This is a genomic window from Staphylococcus agnetis (genome assembly GCF_002901865.1).
Taxonomy (GTDB): domain Bacteria; phylum Bacillota; class Bacilli; order Staphylococcales; family Staphylococcaceae; genus Staphylococcus; species Staphylococcus agnetis.
Genome location: NZ_PPQF01000088.1, coordinates 1 through 18,175 on the forward strand (window position 1 = coordinate 1; position 18,175 = coordinate 18,175).

Genomic DNA, 18,175 nt, shown 5'->3' on the forward strand with positions numbered 1-18,175 from the left:
GTATTAATTATTTTAAAGTTTGTACTACACGTTTTTTGAGTTCACTATATATGTACTATGAAAGTAAAATATAAAAAGGGTGAGGACTATCCAAATGGAATGTTCTCACCTTTTTTTATATTAATTCTTAGGTTCAGAGTACTTTTTATTTCAAAAATGAAGATGCAAAATTTGAAATTGAATTAAAGAATGACGTTAACATCACTATGATGTTAATGGGCGTATTTAAACTTAAGTCATTACATTGATTAATGTTTGATATTAAAAATACTGCTTAAATAGAATTTAAAAGATTTATAGTACGCGACTAACTTAGATTTATTTTCAGCTTTATTAGAAGATTTTTCTCTAACAATAGCCTCAGTTGGATACTTTTTAGTTTCAGTTACTTTTGATGTAGCCGGTGCTTTCTTTTGTGTATCTTTTACAATGTGAGCGTGCTTATGATCAACTGGAATAATTGGGAAATAATGCATTATTCTTTCAAGGTCTTGTGTTGATACTCTTTTATGTTTTTGTAAGTCTTGTAAATCTTTTAAGATTTGTGCTCTAGATAACTCAAAGTTTGGAAAAATATTTCTATATGAATGTCCTTTATGATGACTTACTGGAATAGGTGGGAAGTAACTAATCACTCTTTCCAAGTCTTTAAACGTTAATTTATTTTGACGTTGTAAGTCTTGTAAATCTTTGAGTACTTGTTTTCTAGGTAATTCAATATTAGGGAATTGGTGTTTATGTCTTTTCGCGTAAGCATTATGTTTAATTACATATTTTTGTGTTTTCTTGTATTTATATGTTTTTGTTACGCGTTTTGTTGAATATTTAGCTTTGTTATCAAAATGTTTTTTAAGATATTCTTTGTGTTTAGGTAATTTTTCAATTGTTTCTTTATAGCTATCATTGAATAATGGATAAATTGTGCCTTCTTCTCTAGTGTCTTTCGCTTTATTAGGTTTTAAAGCGATCGGTGGAAACACCTTATCAATGTTATGTTTATTTACTGTATTGTCATTATTAGAACTTATTAAACGTTCGTGTAACTTTTTACCATCAATATGCTTTTTAATCATTTCTTTATCAGCTGGCAAATGTTTAATTGTTTCATGACGAGAATCGTTAATCAAAGGATAAGCAGTGCCTTCTTCTGGTTTCACTTTAGATTGATTTCGTTTTACAGCCATCGGTGGGAACAAACCATCAATATTGTTTTCATTAACTGTGTTGTCGTCATTTGAGCTTGTTAAACGTTCTAATAACTCTTTGTCAGATTCCATTGGAGCATTCTCATACAATGGGTAAGTAGTCTCAGATTGGAATTCTTGTTTAGATTTACCTTTGTTAGAAGTTAAACGTTTAATTGTTTCTTCATATGAGTCATCAAATAAAGGATAAACGATTGCTTCTTGATATTGATTTTTTGAAGTATTCTTTTTATTAACTGCAATTGGTTTGAAAATGTTGTCTATATTTTCACCTGTTACCGTATTGTCATTATTTCTATTAGTTAAAAACTCAATGTTATTTTTTTGAGGTGCTGGTTGTTTAGGTAAACGTAATTTATTGAATAATTCATCAGGAATACCTGGGCTTTGCTGAAAATGTTGGTTATCTTGTGCTATAAACTTATTGAATTGTTCTTCTGTAGCTGTGTTATCTTTATTTGAACCTTGTAATTTTTCAAGCTTTTCAATGTCTTCAATAACTTTATCGTATTTGTTATCTAAAATAATGTCTTTTAATTCATCGACGCTAGCTGTATTACCTTTATTTGAGCTTTGTAATTGTTTTACTTTTTCACTTTCAATGAATTTGTCACGGCGATCATAGTCTTCTTGAGTTGGTTTAATTAATCGATTTAATTCGTGTTCAGAAATTCTATTTTTAGAATTTGCATTTGAAAGACGATGTGATTCAATCCAAATTTGTTGCGCATGGTCTGCATTTTTCTTAACTTCTTTAATTAATCTCTCACGGTCTTCAAGCGTAAGGTCGTTATTTCTTAATAAGTTAATGTAAGCGTTTCGTTGTGCCACACGGCGTTCTGGATTGTTTACATCTTTTATAGATTCAGAATATACGTTTTGAGCTGTCTCTTTTGTTGGGCTTTCATGTAATTGTTTTAAAAATTCACCACGTTGTTTTTCACTAAGACCTTTTAAGTTTAAAAGGTGGTGGTAAGCACTTTGTACCGCGTGTTGTTCTTCTTGTTGTTTTTTATATCGTTCTTTTGCTTCGTAATCCCATTCTGAATCTTGGTGCGTTTGATGTTGTGGTTGTTGCAATTGTGCTTGATGTTGTGATTGTTGGTATTGCGGTTGTTGGTGTTGCGTTTGATGTTGTGCGTTTTGTTGTTTAGTTTGTTCTGAAGCGCTTGCCTCTCCATTTGCCACCATTGTTGCAAGTGTAATTGTTGCTGCGCCAACTAATAATCTCGAAATGTTTTGTTTTCTCATGATGTTGTCTCCTCTGTGTGTGTAATTAATAATCATCCCAAGCAATTAGAAGTTTATCACGCAATTTTGAAAAATAGAATTAACCGAATCTTAAATAAATACGAAAAATATATTAACTAAATTAAACAAATGCTTAAGCGCTATCATTCAAGTGTGGCGGTGAATGCGGGAGTTTTTAGTCAGCTATATGGATACAGGAGTTTTATTAGTTGTTTTTTCTTAAGATAGAGGAGATGTGTAATGAAAATGATGAAGTGTTTTCGAACTATCAGGTTAGTTCTATTAGTAAATTTAGAAAAATGTGTTCTCAAATTTTGCGAGGGTATATCCACGTATTTTTAAATAAAAAAGATAATGCGGAATTAAAAAAGACTGTACGCATTTTAAAAGCGATACAGTCGTTGTAAGTATTATATTTTTTTCACTGTGAGTAAGAGATAAATAAAAAATGGGGCTCCAAAGGCGGCGATAAATACACCGGCCGGAATTTCTTTTGGTAAAAACAAAGTACGCCCAACGAGGTCTGCGATTAAAATCGATAATCCGCCTACTAGTGCAGACATCATAACTTGTTTGAAGGCACTTTCTTTAATTAATGTTTTCGCTATATGCGGGGCAATGAGGCCAACAAAGCCAATATTGCCTACAAAACTAATAGCCACTGAAACAAGAACTGTAGCGATGATAATTTCCATTAATTTTGTTTGTTTCAATCGTAATCCTAAACCTGTGCTGACATCATCTTCTAAAGCGGCAATTTTAAGTCTTGGAATAATGATGAGTAACAGTGGCACAACACAGAGTAAGGATCCAAACACGATAAATGCATGGTCAAAGGCGCTACCATATAAGCTTCCAACCAGCCAAGTATAAGCTTTAGATGCCGCAAATTCCTTAGAAGTGACCATTAATCCATGGACGAGTGCTATACATAAAGTTTGTAAGGCAATACCAATAATAATTAATGTAGAGGGCCGTATTTGGGTTTTAAATTGAAATGATAATAAGATACACATCGCAAGTGTACCTCCTATTACCGCAAATAACGGCAATAGATGAATGCTTAATCCATTAAAAAGGGTAATCACAAGCACGGCACTTAAGCTAGCCCCACCCGTGACACCGATTACGTCTGGTGATGCAATCGGGTTTTTCAGGACGTTTTGTAGTAATAAACCACTGATTCCAAATGCGATACCAGCGCCTAGGCCTAATACAATTCTCGGCAGTCTCAGTACCTCTAATGTAAATTGGTCTACACTTTCAGAAGGGTTTAGAAAGTATTTTAAGACATTTGGTAAGCTAATGAACGTAGATCCTAACATTAGACTTAACAACATTATAAAAATGAGAAAGCAAAAGGTTATCAATATCCAACACGTTTCTTTACGTTTGAGTGTGGTGTTCATAATCGATAAACTCCTTTCTTCATTAAGTAAATGAGGACACTTGCGCCTATGACAGCTGTAATAACTCCAACTGGTAATTCTGAAGGTTGGATGATAACGCGTGCGATGATATCAGCGCTTAACATTAAAACAGCACCTAACATGGCACTATGTGGAATGAGAAATTTATAGTTAGGGGGTAAGAGTTTTTTGCTGATATTAGGGACAATTAAGCCAATAAACACGACAGACCCTACTAAAGCAACGGACAAACCCGCTAAACTACTAATCAACAATATCAATATCCATTTTGTAATTTTAATGTTTTGACCTAATCCAATTGCGATATCATCATTTGTCATTAAAATATTAATTCTTGTAGACATAAAAAATGCAATGATGAAAAGCACGAGAAACAATGGAATTACCCAAGCGGTATCCCATATATTACGTAATGCAACGGAACCTGAAAGCCAAAACAAAAGTCCTTGTAAGTTCGTTTCATTCATAATCAAAATACCTTGTGTAAATGCGGTGAACAACATCGATATTGAAGCACCCGCTAAAATGACACGTTGCGGTGAAAATTGTGTTTGTCGAAACATCCCAAGTGCAACAACAAGTAATGTTACTAAAATGGCACCTAAAAATGCGATGATCGTTAATATTTCAAATGATCCAATTTGAATGAACGTAATACTAAAAACAATAAAAAAGACGGCGCCGGCATTTACTCCAAATAAACCAGGCGACGCAATCGGGTTACGCGTAAGGGCTTGCATTAAAAGTCCAGATACAGATAATGCCGCTCCTGTAAGCATCGCAATGATTGTTCGTGAGGCGCGTGTACCTGTAATAAGTGTATGTATATCGTTGTTTGAATCAAAATGGAATAACGCTTGTATCAAAGAAGGGAAGGATACAAACGTTATTCCTATCATAAAACTTAATATTGTCACAACGATAAGACATAAACCGGCTATTATAAGCTGCTGCGTCGGTTTAACTCTCATAGCGTGGCTCCTTATTTTGTGACTTTTTGGATGTCCAATTCTTTATATAATTGATCAATTAATTCTAACGCTGAGTGATAACCACCTGCTAAGTTCCATGTGATTTCATCAACATTGTTCACGACATGACCTTTTTTAACGGCGTCTAAATTTTGCCATTCGCGACTAGAAGTCCAATCTTTTTCAGTTTTCGATACTAATTTAGCATCAGCCGCATGTGGATCTGATTTGAAAATGAAAATTTGGTCTGCATTGATTAACGGAATGCTTTCTTTAGAAGCCAGTTCGATAATATCTTTACCTTTATCGACTTCTTTTTGTTGCGCATCCGGACGTTTGAAGCCTAAATCTTGTAAAATATCTCCAGCGTATCCGCCTGAATAAATACGTGTGTTACCAGCACGGAAGTTTACAACTGAAGCTGAGATTGGCCATTGATCACCATATTTTGCTTTCGCATCTTTTTTAAATGCGTTCACTTTCTCATCATATTTTTTCAGTAAATCTTGAGCTTCTTTTTCTTTACCGAGTGCTTTACCCATTAATTCAGTAGTGTCTTTAAACTTATATACAGTTTCGTGACTCACTGTTGGGGCAATTTTCGACAATTGATCATACACTTTTTCATTACGTACTTTTGATGCAATGATTAAGTCTGGTTTCAATTTCGAAATTTCTTCTAAGTTTGGCGCTGGTTCTTGACCGACGATTTTAGTGTTTTTTAATTTATCTTTTAAATAATCGTACTTCGGTTGTTGTTTCCAAGATTCAACAGCACCAACGGGTTCAACACCAAGCGCGACTGCTACATCCGTTGCACCTTGATACAATGTGACAATACGTTTAGGATGTTTAGGAACATCCGTCGTGCCGAGGGCATGTTTTATTGAAACGGTGTCGCCACTCTTATTTTGTGATGCTGTTTTGGAATCATTTCCGCAAGCGGCAAGTACAAGTACAACCGCAAGAGACAGCATCAACAATTGGTATAAATGCTTCATCGAGTATGGAAGCCTCCTCTAAGTTGATAATGAGAATCATTCTCAGGATTTATTATGATAGAAATTACACAATTAGTCAATATAATTTTTGATTAATAAATTTGAAAGTCTACAGAATAGGGTTGATACGACTGAATAAATAAAATAACCCCCTGTGTGCGCTTCACAGGGGAGAGTGCCATCAGTATGAAGGGAGACTGCTAACTTAAATGAATAGGCTTATTTTTGTTGATATAGTACTTCGAATATTTTTCGTTGGTATTTATATTTAATTAAATAATATAAACCGACTTCAATGAGAAGATATGTTAGGCTGCAATACATCGCGATTTTATAGTAGGAAATGACAGTATACTGGTTGAGATAAATGACGATGCCCCATGTAATCATCAGCGCGACGATAAAAGGAAGAAGAAAAATCCATATAATTGTGCTTGAAAGTGCATGTTTGATTGTTTGTTTGGAAATACCTAAACGTATCATCGTCTCATATTTTTTAATTTCAGTTTCTGCTGAAGAGTATAACCTTGAGTAAGTTAAACTTGCAATTCCGATTAAAAACGAAATACATAAAACACTCCCTACATAAGCAATAATATTTCGTTGCAGTTTTTCGGTTGTATAGTACCAGTAAGCAGATGATAACGAATCATTATCCTGATCGATGTTTAACTGCTTTGCTAAAGGTTCATCATTGTAATGCTTCCAGTCATCAAATTGGTAAGCGAAAAAGCGATTGTTTTCAAGTTGTGGAGAAAGACGTTCATATTTAGTATCAGAAATGACAGTGACACTTGTAAAATAGCCTGATAACGCAATTGTTTCAGATGTTGCCCCTTTATTGTTGTTGATTTGATGGCGCTCAAGGTCTTTTCCCATGAGCTCTCCCATCTTTGGGACGTTTTTACCATCGGTACCAATCATATAGTAATCATGGTCTTTCAAAGCTACAGGCTTTCTTTTAAGGTATTTAGCAATCTTGTTATACATTGAATTGGAAATCAGTACATCTCTATTTGGGGTTGAAAATTTTAAATAATTAACTTCTAGAAATTTAAAGCCTTTGTAATCTTTCAAAGTTTCTTTAATTTTATTGGCTTTTTCTTTATCATCAATGTTTTTATTTAAAGCACTATACATCAATGAATACGGTAAGATTTTTTGAGTTGTCTTTTCTACATTTCTAGGTGCACCAATGATATAAATTAAAGAAGTCAATGTTATTGTAAATAACATCATTGTAATAGCCATCATCTTTAAATTGGTGTGAATGTGATAATTAAAATTACTGACTTTAATCAGTCCGGCGCCTTTAAATTTCAATTTAGTATGTTTCATGACAAACATATAGACAACAAATAGAAGGTTAAATATAAAATAACTGACTAAAATGAAAGCTAGGAGATAAAGCGGGTACATCAAAAGACTTTCACTATGTCTATTGTAAATTAAAATTGGAATGATGATGGCAACACCTAATCCAACAATTGGTAAATAGCTGCTTTCTGCTTCATCTTCTTTTTTTAGCAAGCTTATAATCTTTTTCTTTCTCAAAACGATGGGTGCAATGATAGAGATAAAAAGAAATAATCCACCCATAAACAATAGAGTGAAAATCATCGGTTTATTTGGTAAATAGAAGTAAAGGTTCAATCCACCGATGATTGTTTCAGCTATCATTAAAAAGAATTTGGAAAAGATGATTCCTAAAATAGTTCCACAAATAAGCGCACCTAGAGAGATTAACCCATTTTCATAAAAAATGATGCGTTTAAATTGCTTGTTGGTCGACCCTATAATATTTAAAATTGCAAATTGTCTACTTCTTAATTTTAGAAAGTTATTTACAGAATACAAAATGAATACAAACGAAAAGAGCAGTGAGATAAGCAATCCTAAATTTAGGATCACACCAATGGTGCTATCTTTATCTACAACTTCGAGTGCAGGGTGGAACGTTAAATTCGTAAAGATAAAAAATACAAAAACTGAAAAGGTACAACTGATGAAATGGAAAAAATAGGTTTTGAAGTCACGACTGATATTTTTGTATGCAAAATTAAGCAAGGTCAACTTCGTCACCTCCGAGCAACGTCATTGTATTCAAAATCTGTTGTTTATATTTGCCTTGGCTCGATTTATTTAAGATTTCTTGATAAATATTGCCATCTTTTATAATGTACGTTCTATCGGAATATGCCGCGATATTAGGATCGTGGGTTACCATAATGATAGTCACATTTAAAGTGTCATTTAATTTTTTAAATAGTTTCATGACATCTTTAGCGGATTTAGAATCTAAATTTCCTGTAGGCTCATCTGCTAATACGATTGAAGGTGCGTTAATGACAGCTCTTGCGATTGCTGCACGTTGTGCCTGTCCACCAGATACTTCATATGTGCGTTTATCTAAAATATTTTCTATACCTAACATTGCACTAATTTCTTTAAGTTTGGCATCCATTTCTTTAAAATCCATTCCTTCTAAAGTTAAAGGTAAAATGATATTTTCACCAATCGTTAATGTATGAATTAAATTGAATTGCTGAAACACAAATCCAAGGGTGTTACGTCTAAATTTTGCGAGTTGTTCATCGTTAATAATATGAGGGTTTATACCGTCTATTTCTACTGTGCCGTGTGTAGGTTCATCAATGGTAGAAATCGTATTGAGAAACGTACTTTTACCGCTTCCACTTGGCCCCATAATGGCAATAAATTCTCCTTTATCTACTTCCATATTGATATCGTTTAATGCTTTGAATGCAATTTTTCCTTGATACGTTTTTTCTAAATGAGATACTTTTAGAATCATAATATTTGCTCCTCTATTTAAACTTTTATTTAATCTCGTTAACAAGGTCATTTTTTATACATCAATCTTAGCAATCAAAATGTAGTAAAAAAATCCGATTACATTACAGAACCTTACAGATTTGTAATGTTACGGATTTATGGAAAAGTAATCTCATATGATGCATCAACGTTTCTTTATGGTTAACTAAAAGTGTAAGTGCGCTTGTGTTCCTTGATCAAGTTGTGACTCGATAGTAATTGTATGGCCGAGACTGTCGATGACTGTTCGTGCGATATAAAGGCCGATACCACTTGAATCTGCGTTATTACGGCCATTGCTACCCACGTAAAAGATGTCAAATATACGCTTAAGTTCTGCTTCATGAATTCCCATTCCTTCGTCAATCACTGAAAGCGTCACACCATTAGTATCACGATGCACTTGGATAGTAACTGATTGTCCTTTATAACTATATTTAATGGCATTTGTGAGTAATTGATGTAACACTAATTTCAACCATTTAGAATCTGAATAAACATACGTATCGTCAGGAATTTCTAATCTAGGATACACTTGGGCAGTGATAAAGTAATCTTTCAAGTTGTTAATACATGTTTTACATAAGGCTTGCAAATATACTTTTTCAGACACAAAATCATTTTTGAAATCATCAAGTTGATACATACTTAACATTTGGTTTAAGTTATATTGAATGTTGTCTAAGTTTTGATTGATAGGTTGAGTCAACATATCGTTTTCATGGTTCTCTAACATCAACTTTAGTACGGAAACAGGCGTTTTCATTTGATGTACAAAGCGATAAACTAACACTTTTTGCAATTGTTTATCTTCTTTATAGTTCACGGATTGGTGTGCTTGTTCTTCGATAAGATGATCGATTAATGCATTAAATTGTTTCTCCATATAGCTTCTAGGATCATGAATCATATAATCATTTAAGTTTGAATGTTTTTGCAATAATTTACCGTAAAGTCGACCACTTCGATATAAACGAAACATGACATATAGGAATAAAACAAAAGCGGTTAAGAAGCTGAAATAGAGTGCTTCCTTAATCCAGATGCCCTTTAAAAATAATAAGATACTAAAGAAAAGCGATTGTACTACAAACATAATGATAAAAAGCGACGCATAATCAAATATAAATAATTTAAGGATATGTTTATTCTTCATAGGTCACTTTATATCCAATCCCACGTATTGTCACAACTTTAATTTTAGACTGAAGGTCTTGTAACTTTTTACGGACACGACTCACAGTCACATTTAACGTATTTTCCTCAACAAAATGCTCATTATCCCAAATTTTAAGTAGTATTTTTTCTCGGCTAACAGAGTTAGGATAATGTTCAAACAAAGTGTGAATCAATAGTGACTCATTTTTCGAAAGATCAATTTCTGTACCATGACAGGACAATGTGAATTTTGATTTATTAAACGTACAATCACCACACTGAATGTTAGTCTCTTTCACCGCATAGTCTCCATAAGCTCTCCGTAACTGAGAGGTTATTTTTGCTAATAATAAATCATAAGAAAATGGTTTAGTAATGTAGTCATCGCCACCACTCATCATTGCACGCACTTGATCCATGTCGTCTGATCTAGCAGACATAAACATAATCGGTGCTAATGTGATTTTGCGTAGTTCTTGACACCAATAAAAACCGTCATAATATGGAATATTAATATCTAAAAGGATTAAATCAGGTTGTAAAGATTTGACAGTATGATCAATGTCTTTAAAATTGTCGCATAACATAACGTCATAATTATACTTTAATAAGTAGGTTTTTATGAGCTGTGCGAGTTGTTGATCATCTTCAATTACAAAGATTTTATACGCCATCGTAAGACCTCCTTTGAAGCGGTTTGATTATTATATGTGAGTAATCATTTGCGGAAAATTTATATTTGTGTATGCCATATTATTAAATTGAGGCATGTAGCAATGCCTTTTCTAATCTATATAGATAATTATAATATATGAACACAATATTGAAACATAAGACTTAATATGTATTTCTAAAGAATCATACAATATTAGATTTAATGAAAATCGATACGAATCGATTCACTACAATAAAGTTCAATACAAGGTAATTTCAAACAACTTTGGTTATAATAGTGAAAAAATAATGAATTGAGGTTACGACTGTGAAAAGAAGGATTTTATGGCTTGTAGGGGCTTTAGTGACAGTCATAGTGGCTATTTTAATCATAATGATTTTGGTACATAAACGGACAACATTTGAAGAAGAAGCAAAATCTAGATTCGTTCAAGATACGACACCAACAGTCTTTTTGCATGGCTATAGTGGGACGATCAATTCGATGAAATATTTAGTGAATGTCGCTAAAGATCAAGGTGTGACGCAAGACGTGGTTATTGCGTACGTATCTCGAGATGGTGACGTCACGCTTGAAGGTGACTTCTCCAAAAATACCAAAAACCCATTGGTCCAAATTGTTTTAGAAGACAATACGCAAGTGGATTTAAATGAAAATGCATTATGGATTCGTAATGTTTTGGAAAAACTTAAACAAAAATATGGTATTAAACATTTTAATTTTGTCGCACACTCGATGGGAAATGTTTCTTTTGCGCAATATATGATTGATTATGGGGAAGATACATCATTGCCTCAACTTAAAAAACAAGTGAATATCGCAGGAACATTCAATGGTGTTATCGGCTTAAATGAAGAATATAATGAAATTAAAGTTGATCATCAAGGCAAACCATCCCGGATGAACCCGCCTTATCAAGAATTTATGCAGTTAAAATCCATTTATAAAGGTAAAAATATCGAAGTATTAAATATTTACGGCGATGTGTTGGATGGGACACATTCCGATGGCCGAGTATCCAATAGTTCGTCACAATCATTAAAATATTTGTTAGGCGGTAGCCCTAAAAGCTATAAAGAAATAAAATATGAAGGTGATGAGGCGCAACATAGTGCACTTCATGATAATGCAGAAGCAGCAAATGCGATGATTCAATTTTTATGGGAAAAATAAATGTATATAATGTCATATCGAACACATATAACTAATAAATTTTAGTTATATGTGTATTTTTTTATTTTATAAACGCTGATATATAAAGGGATTGAGAGAGATGCCAAAAAAATTTTATAAAAATTTCTGTAATATGGTTGATATATTTGTAATGATATTGTAACGTAAAGGTGTAATTTCACATCTTTAAAAAAATAGAAATGGAGATGATTTGATGTTTAAAATGTCTAAAATTGTGTTAGCAACGGGTATTTTACTAACTGGAGTCTCATTTAACGCATTGCCAACGGAATCAAGTGTCGCTCAAGCAGCAATAACGCCATATTACACATATACAGGTTACGCAGGTTATAACGCTAAATTTGTAACAGACAAAACGTTCATTAACGGATTAAAGTACAACAATGTCACTATGAATAATGTAAAAGTAGACGCGAGAGATACAAAATACAAAGCGACAGATCCTTATTATGTTAAAAAGAAATACGACCAAGTTATTGAATACATTAATCATAAACCGACATCAATCACTTTTGCAGTTAAAAACAAATCTTTAAAAGTATCTGACGTTAAAAAAGCATATGCAAAATATCCAATGGCCCATGACAAAGTGCACCGAGGCATGACGTATAATGTGAATGGTAAAAAAATTAGTTTTGTATACAATGGTAACGATGTCACAAGTGTAATTATTGGTAGATATCACGCATAAACCGTGTACCTAGCACCATCGCTCATTAATAGCGGTGGTGTTTTTTTTATTGAAATTCGATAAACTTTATTGATAAACGATAAAATATTTGATATCCTTTTATTGAAAATCGATAAAAAGAGGTGCGTATGATGAAACCGATTGTTAAACTTACTGCATTTATGCTAGTGATTTTATTGTTAACCACTACCGCTGTGGTCATTAAGGCATTAGTACATTATTATGCTTTATTTGAGACGCCTTTCATGCATATAGAGATGAAATATCATTTGTATGCATTGATTTATGCATTACAATTTGTAATATTTATTGTTGTTGGCGTGCTTACTTTAAAACTTTTCTTCAAGGTGTATAAGGATTTTAATTTTTCTGAAACGTGTTATGATATCATCACTGGTATCGCAATGGGGTTATTTATATATGGGACACTCCCAAGTTTTCGTCCATTGATTTCAATAAAAGATAGTTATGCGAATGTATTAAATACGAGTGATTTAAGTCATTCATTAATTATTATTATCGGGATTGCGATTTTAGTATTAGGAATTGTATATAAAAAATCTCAAAAAATTAAAGAAGAGCAGGACTTGACGATTTGAGGTAGAAATATGATTAAAATCAAGCTAGATGAAGTACTTAAAGAAAGAAACGTTTCATTAACAGAATTATCAGAAGCCGTGGACATTACTATTGCAAATCTATCTATTTTAAAAACAGGAAAAGCCAAAGCGATTCGCTTTAGTACATTAGAAGCGATTTGTGAGTATTTAGAATGTCAACCAGGTGATATTATAGTGAACGAAAAATGATGGTCATACATGTATAAATGTGACCATCATTCTTAAATTTAGTCTAAGGTTTCTCCACTTTATGCAGACAATGGTTTACCGATTCGTGATGAAATCCTTTTTATTAAAAAGGTTAAATTCCATGACGACAGTGAATGATTCTGAATTATTTGAGGAGATGAATAGGCAAAGGATTATTTAATATAAATATTTACTTTTAATTTTTTCTTAATTATATAAAGATTCGTGACTTATCCCATTATAATAATTACAAGCTTACAAAATTTAATTAAACTCAAATGGAGTTGAGTCACCTATGAAAAAACATTATTTATTTATGTCGCTTTATTTTATTGTGATGGGTACGGGCTTGTACATCACCTATCATATTTTTAATTCCGCTTACAATTCACCGCAATTTGGAATTAAATTTCTACCATTTATGGCGTTGCTTGCAGTGATGGCAACGATGTATCGCATGCGTTACAAAAATGCATTAACATTACCACGAGCTACGCAACCGTCCTATTATTTTTTGATACCACTCATTCCTATTTTCATCATTACAATCGCGACCTTATCCATTAACTTTGCGCTATCACTTGCCTATTTACTGCCTATTATTGATGCGATTTTAATTGCCGTTGCGGAAGAAGGGATGTTTCGAGGGATTCTACTTGGTGGTTTAGCACGTTATATTAAACCAATATATGCCGTCTTTATTTCAGCATTTTTATTTATGAGTTTGCACTTTTTAAATGTTTTAGCTGGGTTATCTATCGTAGGTGTGGTCAATCAACTGGTCACTACATTTTTAATGGGCCTCTTTTTAGGTGCACTGTACATTTATACACGTCATCTTTTATACCCTATACTATTTCACTTTGCGTGGGATTATATTATTTTAACTAATGGTATCAATCAAATCGCCTTTGCCCCTATATTACTCATCATCACGATTGTCTTAAGCATTATAATGATGGTGTGGATTTTATGGAAAATCAGAAATATTGAAAAACTACATGTCAATCATTAATCATAAGCACTTATATTGGTTCAGTTTAACTAATATAAGTGCTTTTCTGTTATAACCGATAAGAGGTTAAGATCACGTTATTGGGATAAGAAAATGATGAAAATTGAGCATTTTTTAGAATTAACATTTTGGTATGTATCTTTATGTCCCATTTGCTATTGTCTTATTGTATGATTAATAAGTGAAGAGAACTGTAATGGAGGTCATTTTGTGACACAATCCCAACCGAAATTTCTAAACATTTATAATACTTTGTACGAAGAGATTCAAATGGGGCGTTTTCCTGGCGGACAGGCACTGCCAACCGAAAAAGTACTTTGTGAGCGTTTTGGTGTAAGTCGCATGACGCTAAGACAAGCGATTAAAATATTAGTTGAAGATGGTGTGATTGAAAGTATTCGAGGTAAGGGGCATATCGTCATTCCACAAATGAAAGGGCACCATGCTTCAAGTGTGACACTCTTACAACATCCACTACATCAAATGTCACGTCAGTCGATGGCGCTAGGTTCGATCAATTATCGTGTGGACTTAGAAAGTGAGTACACCAATCATCTTTTCCCAGATCATCCTTCAGCGGTCATTGCGATGGAACGTTATTATTTTAATGATGGCAATGAGACGGCAAAAGCTGACGCATTATGTTTTACATTCATCCCATTAAATGTCATCGATACATTTCAAGTGAATACGCAAAGCGAAAGACAGATGCAACGTTTTGTTGAAAAAACGGTGTATTCAAGTGCGTACCAATCTGATTTGAAGTATTCAATCACGAAAGCACCTGTGTTTAAAAATCATAAACATGTGTTTGAAGGAGGGCCATCTTGTTGGCTTGTGGTTGAAAATATTTATGGGAATCATGCGAGCCCTATTCTTGTCAATAAATGGTATTTACCGCAAGACCATTTCGAAATCATTGTTTCACGTGTGAGAACAGATGCATGAAAGTAGAAAGAAGAACTATTTTAGACAAATATTTATGTAAATGAAACATTACTGTTATGACAGTGGTGTTTCTTTTTTTAGTTTTATCTCATTTAAAAAGCTTTATATATCAATGTTTTCGAGGAATTCTCAAAGTTGTCATATTTTACGCCTTGAAAGCGCTATCTTAATCGTGTAAGATGTAAGTGGTTAGACAATTAGACAAATTTATAGACAAATTAATTGGGGGTTTTTATGATGAAATCAACACCACATATTAAACCATTAAATGGTGTAGACATTGCTGAAACCGTGTTACTTCCGGGAGATCCTTTGCGTGCGAAGTTTATTGCTGAAACATATTTGGAGGATGTTCAACAATTTAATACCGTACGTAATATGTTTGGTTATACAGGTACGTATAAAGGAAAAAAAGTGTCTGTTATGGGTTCGGGAATGGGCATTCCGTCAATTGGTATTTATTCGTATGAATTAATTCATACATTTGGATGTAAAAAGTTAATCCGTGTAGGTTCTTGCGGTGCGATGCAAGAACATATTAACTTGTATGATGTGATCATTGCGCAAGGTGCGTCTACAGATTCAAATTATGTTAATCAGTATCAATTACCTGGTCATTTTTCACCAATCGCATCGTATCATTTATTGGAAAAAGCAGTAAATAAAGCGCGAGAAAATGGTACAACGTATCATGTAGGTAATATCTTATCGAGCGACATTTTTTATAATGCTGATGAGACTGCATCAAAACGCTGGATGCGCATGGGTATTTTAGGTGTTGAAATGGAATCAGCAGCACTTTATATGAATGCGACATATGCTGGTGTTGAGGCTTTAGGTATTTTCACAGTAAGTGATCACTTAATTCGAGAAGAATTTACGACTCCTGAAGAAAGAGAACGTGCGTTTACGGATATGATTGAAATTGCACTTTCTTTAGCTTAAGAGGTGAGTCATGATGGATTATGTCAAAGTTAAAAGAGCTGTACCGATTTTATTATTCTTATTCGTATTTAGTTTAGTCATTGATAATTCATTTAAGCTTATTTCAGTGGCCATTGCCGATGATTTAAATATTTCAGTGACTACAGTTAGTTGGCAAGCAACACTTGCCGGATTGGTGATTGGGATTGGGGCGGTCGTCTATGCCTCACTCTCTGATGCGATTAGTATTCGCACATTGTTTATTTATGGCGTATTTTTAATCATTATCGGGTCGATTATTGGTTATATTTTCCAACATCAATTCGCACTTGTACTTGCAGGTCGTATCATTCAAACTGCAGGACTTGCAGCTGCAGAAACGTTATACGTGATTTACGTTGCGAAATATTTATCAAAAGAGGACCAGAAAACGTATCTAGGCTTAAGTACGAGTAGTTATTCTTTATCACTCGTTATCGGTACGTTATCAGGTGGATTTATTTCAACATATTTACACTGGACAAATATGTTTTTAATCGCATTAATCGTTGTGTTCACGTTACCATTTTTATTTAAACTATTACCTAAAGAAAACAGCGTGAATAAAGCACATTTAGACTTTATTGGTTTAGTATTAATTGCGACGATTGCGACAACAGTGATGTTATTTATTACGAATTTTAATTGGTTATATATGATTGGTGCTTTAATCACAATTGCGATATTTGCGTTGTATATTAAAAATGCCAAACACCCACTTGTCGACAAATCATTTTTCCAAAATAAACGTTATGCATCCTTTTTATTTATAGTATTTGTGATGTATGCGATTCAGTTAGGTTATATTTTCGCATTTCCATTCATTATGCAACAGATTTATCATTTTGAACTAGACAAGACGTCATTGCTACTCATTCCTGGCTATTTAGTAGCGGTTGTAACGGGTGCGTTAAGTGGTAAAATTGGAAATTATTTATCTTCAAAACAAGCAACAACATTAGCGATTACACTCATTGCATTAAGTTTATTCTTACCATCATTCATGGTAGGACAACATGTATCCATTTTTGTGATTTCGATGATATTCTTTGCAGGTAGTTTTGCTTTAATGTATGCGCCATTATTGAATGAAACCATTCGCACGATTGACATTCATATGACAGGTGTAGCAATTGGTTTTTACAATTTAATTATTAATGTTGCAGTATCTGTAGGTATTGCGATTGCAGCGGCACTCATTGATTTAAAAGGACTAAATTTCCCAGGAAATACATCCGTTGAAACACATTACGGAGTGATTTTATTTATCCTTGGCATCATGAGCATTGTTGGTTTAATCTTGTTCATCGTATTGAATAGATGGACAAAATCTGAAGTTATTGAAGAAGATTAGAGGAGAGTATTTATGAATTTTGAAAAATATATTGATCATACACTATTAAAGCCGGAATCTACACGCGCGCAAATCGACAAGATTATTGACGAAGCGACAAGCTATCACTTCAAATCAATTTGTGTGAATCCTACACACGTCGCGTATGCGCATGAAAAGTTAAGAGATTCAGATGTACTTGTATGTACTGTGATTGGTTTCCCACTTGGCGCGAATACACCTGAAGTGAAAGCGTTCGAAACAACGAATGCCATTGAGAATGGTGCGGATGAAATTGATATGGTCATTAATATTGGCGCATTAAAAGATGGCCGTTATGACGATGTGCAACAAGATATTGAAGTGGTCGTGAAAGCCGCACAAGGTAAAACAGTTAAAGTCATTATTGAAACGACGTTATTAACAGATGAGGAAAAAGTAAAAGCATGTGAACTCGCGAAAGCCGCTCAAGCGACATTTGTGAAAACATCGACAGGTTTCGCAGGTGGAGGCGCTACAGTGGAAGATGTGAAATTAATGAAAGAGACCGTTGGTGACGCATTAGAAGTGAAAGCGTCTGGCGGCGTACGTAACTTGGACGATTTCAAAGCAATGGTTGATGCCGGTGCGACACGTATTGGTGCGAGTGCAGGTGTTCAAATTATGCAAGGTTTAGAATCCGATTCAGACTACTA

17 protein-coding genes are annotated in these 18,175 nt (G+C 33.6%); 9 read left to right on the top strand and 8 right to left on the bottom strand.

Annotated elements, in window-relative coordinates; translation table 11 throughout:
• Positions 1-248: 248 nt before the first annotated feature.
• From CD172_RS11295 to CD172_RS11335, 8 genes are all read right to left on the bottom strand, one after another.
• Complete coding sequence (locus CD172_RS11295; RefSeq protein ID WP_158694787.1) at positions 249-2,456, bottom strand: B domain-containing protein; 2,208 nt, start codon at positions 2,454-2,456, stop codon at positions 249-251.
• A 410-nt stretch (positions 2,457-2,866) separates the two neighbouring features.
• Entirely contained in the window at positions 2,867-3,865 is a 999-nt protein-coding gene (locus tag CD172_RS11305; RefSeq protein WP_103346411.1) for a FecCD family ABC transporter permease, read from the bottom strand.
• Positions 3,862-4,857 carry a FecCD family ABC transporter permease gene (locus CD172_RS11310; protein WP_037565278.1) on the bottom strand — a complete coding sequence of 332 codons (996 nt, stop codon included), beginning with the start codon at positions 4,855-4,857 and terminating at the stop codon, positions 3,862-3,864. The genes CD172_RS11305 and CD172_RS11310 overlap by 4 nt, the downstream gene beginning before the upstream one ends.
• Positions 4,858-4,868: 11 nt before the next feature.
• Positions 4,869-5,858 carry an ABC transporter substrate-binding protein gene (locus CD172_RS11315; protein WP_037565280.1) on the bottom strand — a complete coding sequence of 330 codons (990 nt, stop codon included), beginning with the start codon at positions 5,856-5,858 and terminating at the stop codon, positions 4,869-4,871.
• Positions 5,859-6,077: 219 nt separating this feature from the next.
• Positions 6,078-7,931 (bottom strand): ABC transporter permease, encoded by a 1,854-nt coding sequence (locus CD172_RS11320; protein WP_103346412.1) that lies wholly within the window; start codon positions 7,929-7,931, stop codon positions 6,078-6,080.
• The gene (locus CD172_RS11325) at positions 7,918-8,673 is read right to left on the bottom strand and encodes an ABC transporter ATP-binding protein (RefSeq protein WP_103346413.1); all 756 of its coding nucleotides are present in this window, start codon (positions 8,671-8,673) and stop codon (positions 7,918-7,920) included. The genes CD172_RS11320 and CD172_RS11325 overlap by 14 nt, the downstream gene beginning before the upstream one ends.
• A gap of 186 nt (positions 8,674-8,859) precedes the next feature.
• On the bottom strand, positions 8,860-9,849 hold the full coding sequence (locus CD172_RS11330; protein ID WP_103346414.1) for a sensor histidine kinase: 990 nt from the start codon (positions 9,847-9,849) through the stop codon (positions 8,860-8,862).
• Positions 9,839-10,525, bottom strand: coding sequence for a response regulator transcription factor (locus CD172_RS11335; protein WP_103346415.1), 687 nt, complete (start codon positions 10,523-10,525; stop codon positions 9,839-9,841). Before CD172_RS11335 ends, CD172_RS11330 begins: the two co-directional genes overlap by 11 nt.
• 374 nt (positions 10,526-10,899) lie before the next feature.
• Between CD172_RS11335 and CD172_RS11340 the strand changes: the two genes are divergently transcribed.
• From CD172_RS11340 to deoC, 9 genes are all read left to right on the top strand, one after another.
• Positions 10,900-11,700, top strand: coding sequence for an alpha/beta hydrolase (locus tag CD172_RS11340; RefSeq protein ID WP_103346421.1), 801 nt, complete (start codon positions 10,900-10,902; stop codon positions 11,698-11,700).
• Positions 11,701-11,914: 214 nt separating this feature from the next.
• Positions 11,915-12,412, top strand: a complete 498-nt coding sequence (gene isaB / locus CD172_RS11345; RefSeq protein ID WP_103346416.1) for an immunodominant staphylococcal antigen IsaB family protein — start codon at positions 11,915-11,917, stop codon at positions 12,410-12,412.
• Positions 12,413-12,540: 128 nt separating this feature from the next.
• The gene (locus CD172_RS13025; protein WP_234022030.1) at positions 12,541-13,011 is read left to right on the top strand and encodes a hypothetical protein; all 471 of its coding nucleotides are present in this window, start codon (positions 12,541-12,543) and stop codon (positions 13,009-13,011) included.
• Between the two features lie 9 nt (positions 13,012-13,020).
• The gene (locus CD172_RS11355) at positions 13,021-13,221 is read left to right on the top strand and encodes a helix-turn-helix domain-containing protein (RefSeq protein ID WP_103346417.1); all 201 of its coding nucleotides are present in this window, start codon (positions 13,021-13,023) and stop codon (positions 13,219-13,221) included.
• Between the two features lie 295 nt (positions 13,222-13,516).
• Positions 13,517-14,236, top strand: coding sequence for a CPBP family intramembrane glutamic endopeptidase (locus tag CD172_RS11360; protein WP_103346418.1), 720 nt, complete (start codon positions 13,517-13,519; stop codon positions 14,234-14,236).
• A 210-nt stretch (positions 14,237-14,446) separates the two neighbouring features.
• A complete protein-coding gene (locus CD172_RS11365; protein WP_234021473.1) occupies positions 14,447-15,184 on the top strand; it encodes a GntR family transcriptional regulator in 738 nt (245 codons plus the stop codon).
• Between the two features lie 237 nt (positions 15,185-15,421).
• Complete coding sequence (gene deoD, locus CD172_RS11370) at positions 15,422-16,129, top strand: purine-nucleoside phosphorylase (protein WP_103346419.1); 708 nt, start codon at positions 15,422-15,424, stop codon at positions 16,127-16,129.
• Between the two features lie 10 nt (positions 16,130-16,139).
• Entirely contained in the window at positions 16,140-17,501 is a 1,362-nt protein-coding gene (locus tag CD172_RS11375; RefSeq protein ID WP_037565301.1) for a tetracycline resistance MFS efflux pump, read from the top strand.
• Positions 17,502-17,513: 12 nt separating this feature from the next.
• A partial coding sequence (gene deoC / locus CD172_RS11380) for a deoxyribose-phosphate aldolase (RefSeq protein WP_103346420.1) occupies positions 17,514-18,175 on the top strand: 662 nt, incomplete at its 3' end.

Excerpts from the sequence above, each read along its gene's own strand:
- CD172_RS11295 (WP_158694787.1), bottom strand. The coding sequence starts at position 2,456 with ATGAGAAAACAAAACATTTCGAGATTATTAGTTGGCGCAGCAACAATT.
- CD172_RS11305 (WP_103346411.1), bottom strand. The coding sequence starts at position 3,865 with ATGAACACCACACTCAAACGTAAAGAAACGTGTTGGATATTGATAACC.
- CD172_RS11310 (WP_037565278.1), bottom strand. The coding sequence starts at position 4,857 with ATGAGAGTTAAACCGACGCAGCAGCTTATAATAGCCGGTTTATGTCTT.
- CD172_RS11315 (WP_037565280.1), bottom strand. The coding sequence starts at position 5,858 with ATGAAGCATTTATACCAATTGTTGATGCTGTCTCTTGCGGTTGTACTT.
- CD172_RS11325 (WP_103346413.1), bottom strand. The coding sequence starts at position 8,673 with ATGATTCTAAAAGTATCTCATTTAGAAAAAACGTATCAAGGAAAAATT.
- CD172_RS11330 (WP_103346414.1), bottom strand. The coding sequence starts at position 9,849 with ATGAAGAATAAACATATCCTTAAATTATTTATATTTGATTATGCGTCG.
- CD172_RS11335 (WP_103346415.1), bottom strand. The coding sequence starts at position 10,525 with ATGGCGTATAAAATCTTTGTAATTGAAGATGATCAACAACTCGCACAG.
- CD172_RS11340 (WP_103346421.1), top strand. The coding sequence starts at position 10,900 with ATGATTTTGGTACATAAACGGACAACATTTGAAGAAGAAGCAAAATCT.
- isaB (WP_103346416.1), top strand. The coding sequence starts at position 11,915 with ATGTTTAAAATGTCTAAAATTGTGTTAGCAACGGGTATTTTACTAACT.
- CD172_RS13025 (WP_234022030.1), top strand. The coding sequence starts at position 12,541 with ATGATGAAACCGATTGTTAAACTTACTGCATTTATGCTAGTGATTTTA.
- CD172_RS11355 (WP_103346417.1), top strand. The coding sequence starts at position 13,021 with ATGATTAAAATCAAGCTAGATGAAGTACTTAAAGAAAGAAACGTTTCA.
- CD172_RS11360 (WP_103346418.1), top strand. The coding sequence starts at position 13,517 with ATGAAAAAACATTATTTATTTATGTCGCTTTATTTTATTGTGATGGGT.
- deoD (WP_103346419.1), top strand. The coding sequence starts at position 15,422 with ATGAAATCAACACCACATATTAAACCATTAAATGGTGTAGACATTGCT.
- CD172_RS11375 (WP_037565301.1), top strand. The coding sequence starts at position 16,140 with ATGATGGATTATGTCAAAGTTAAAAGAGCTGTACCGATTTTATTATTC.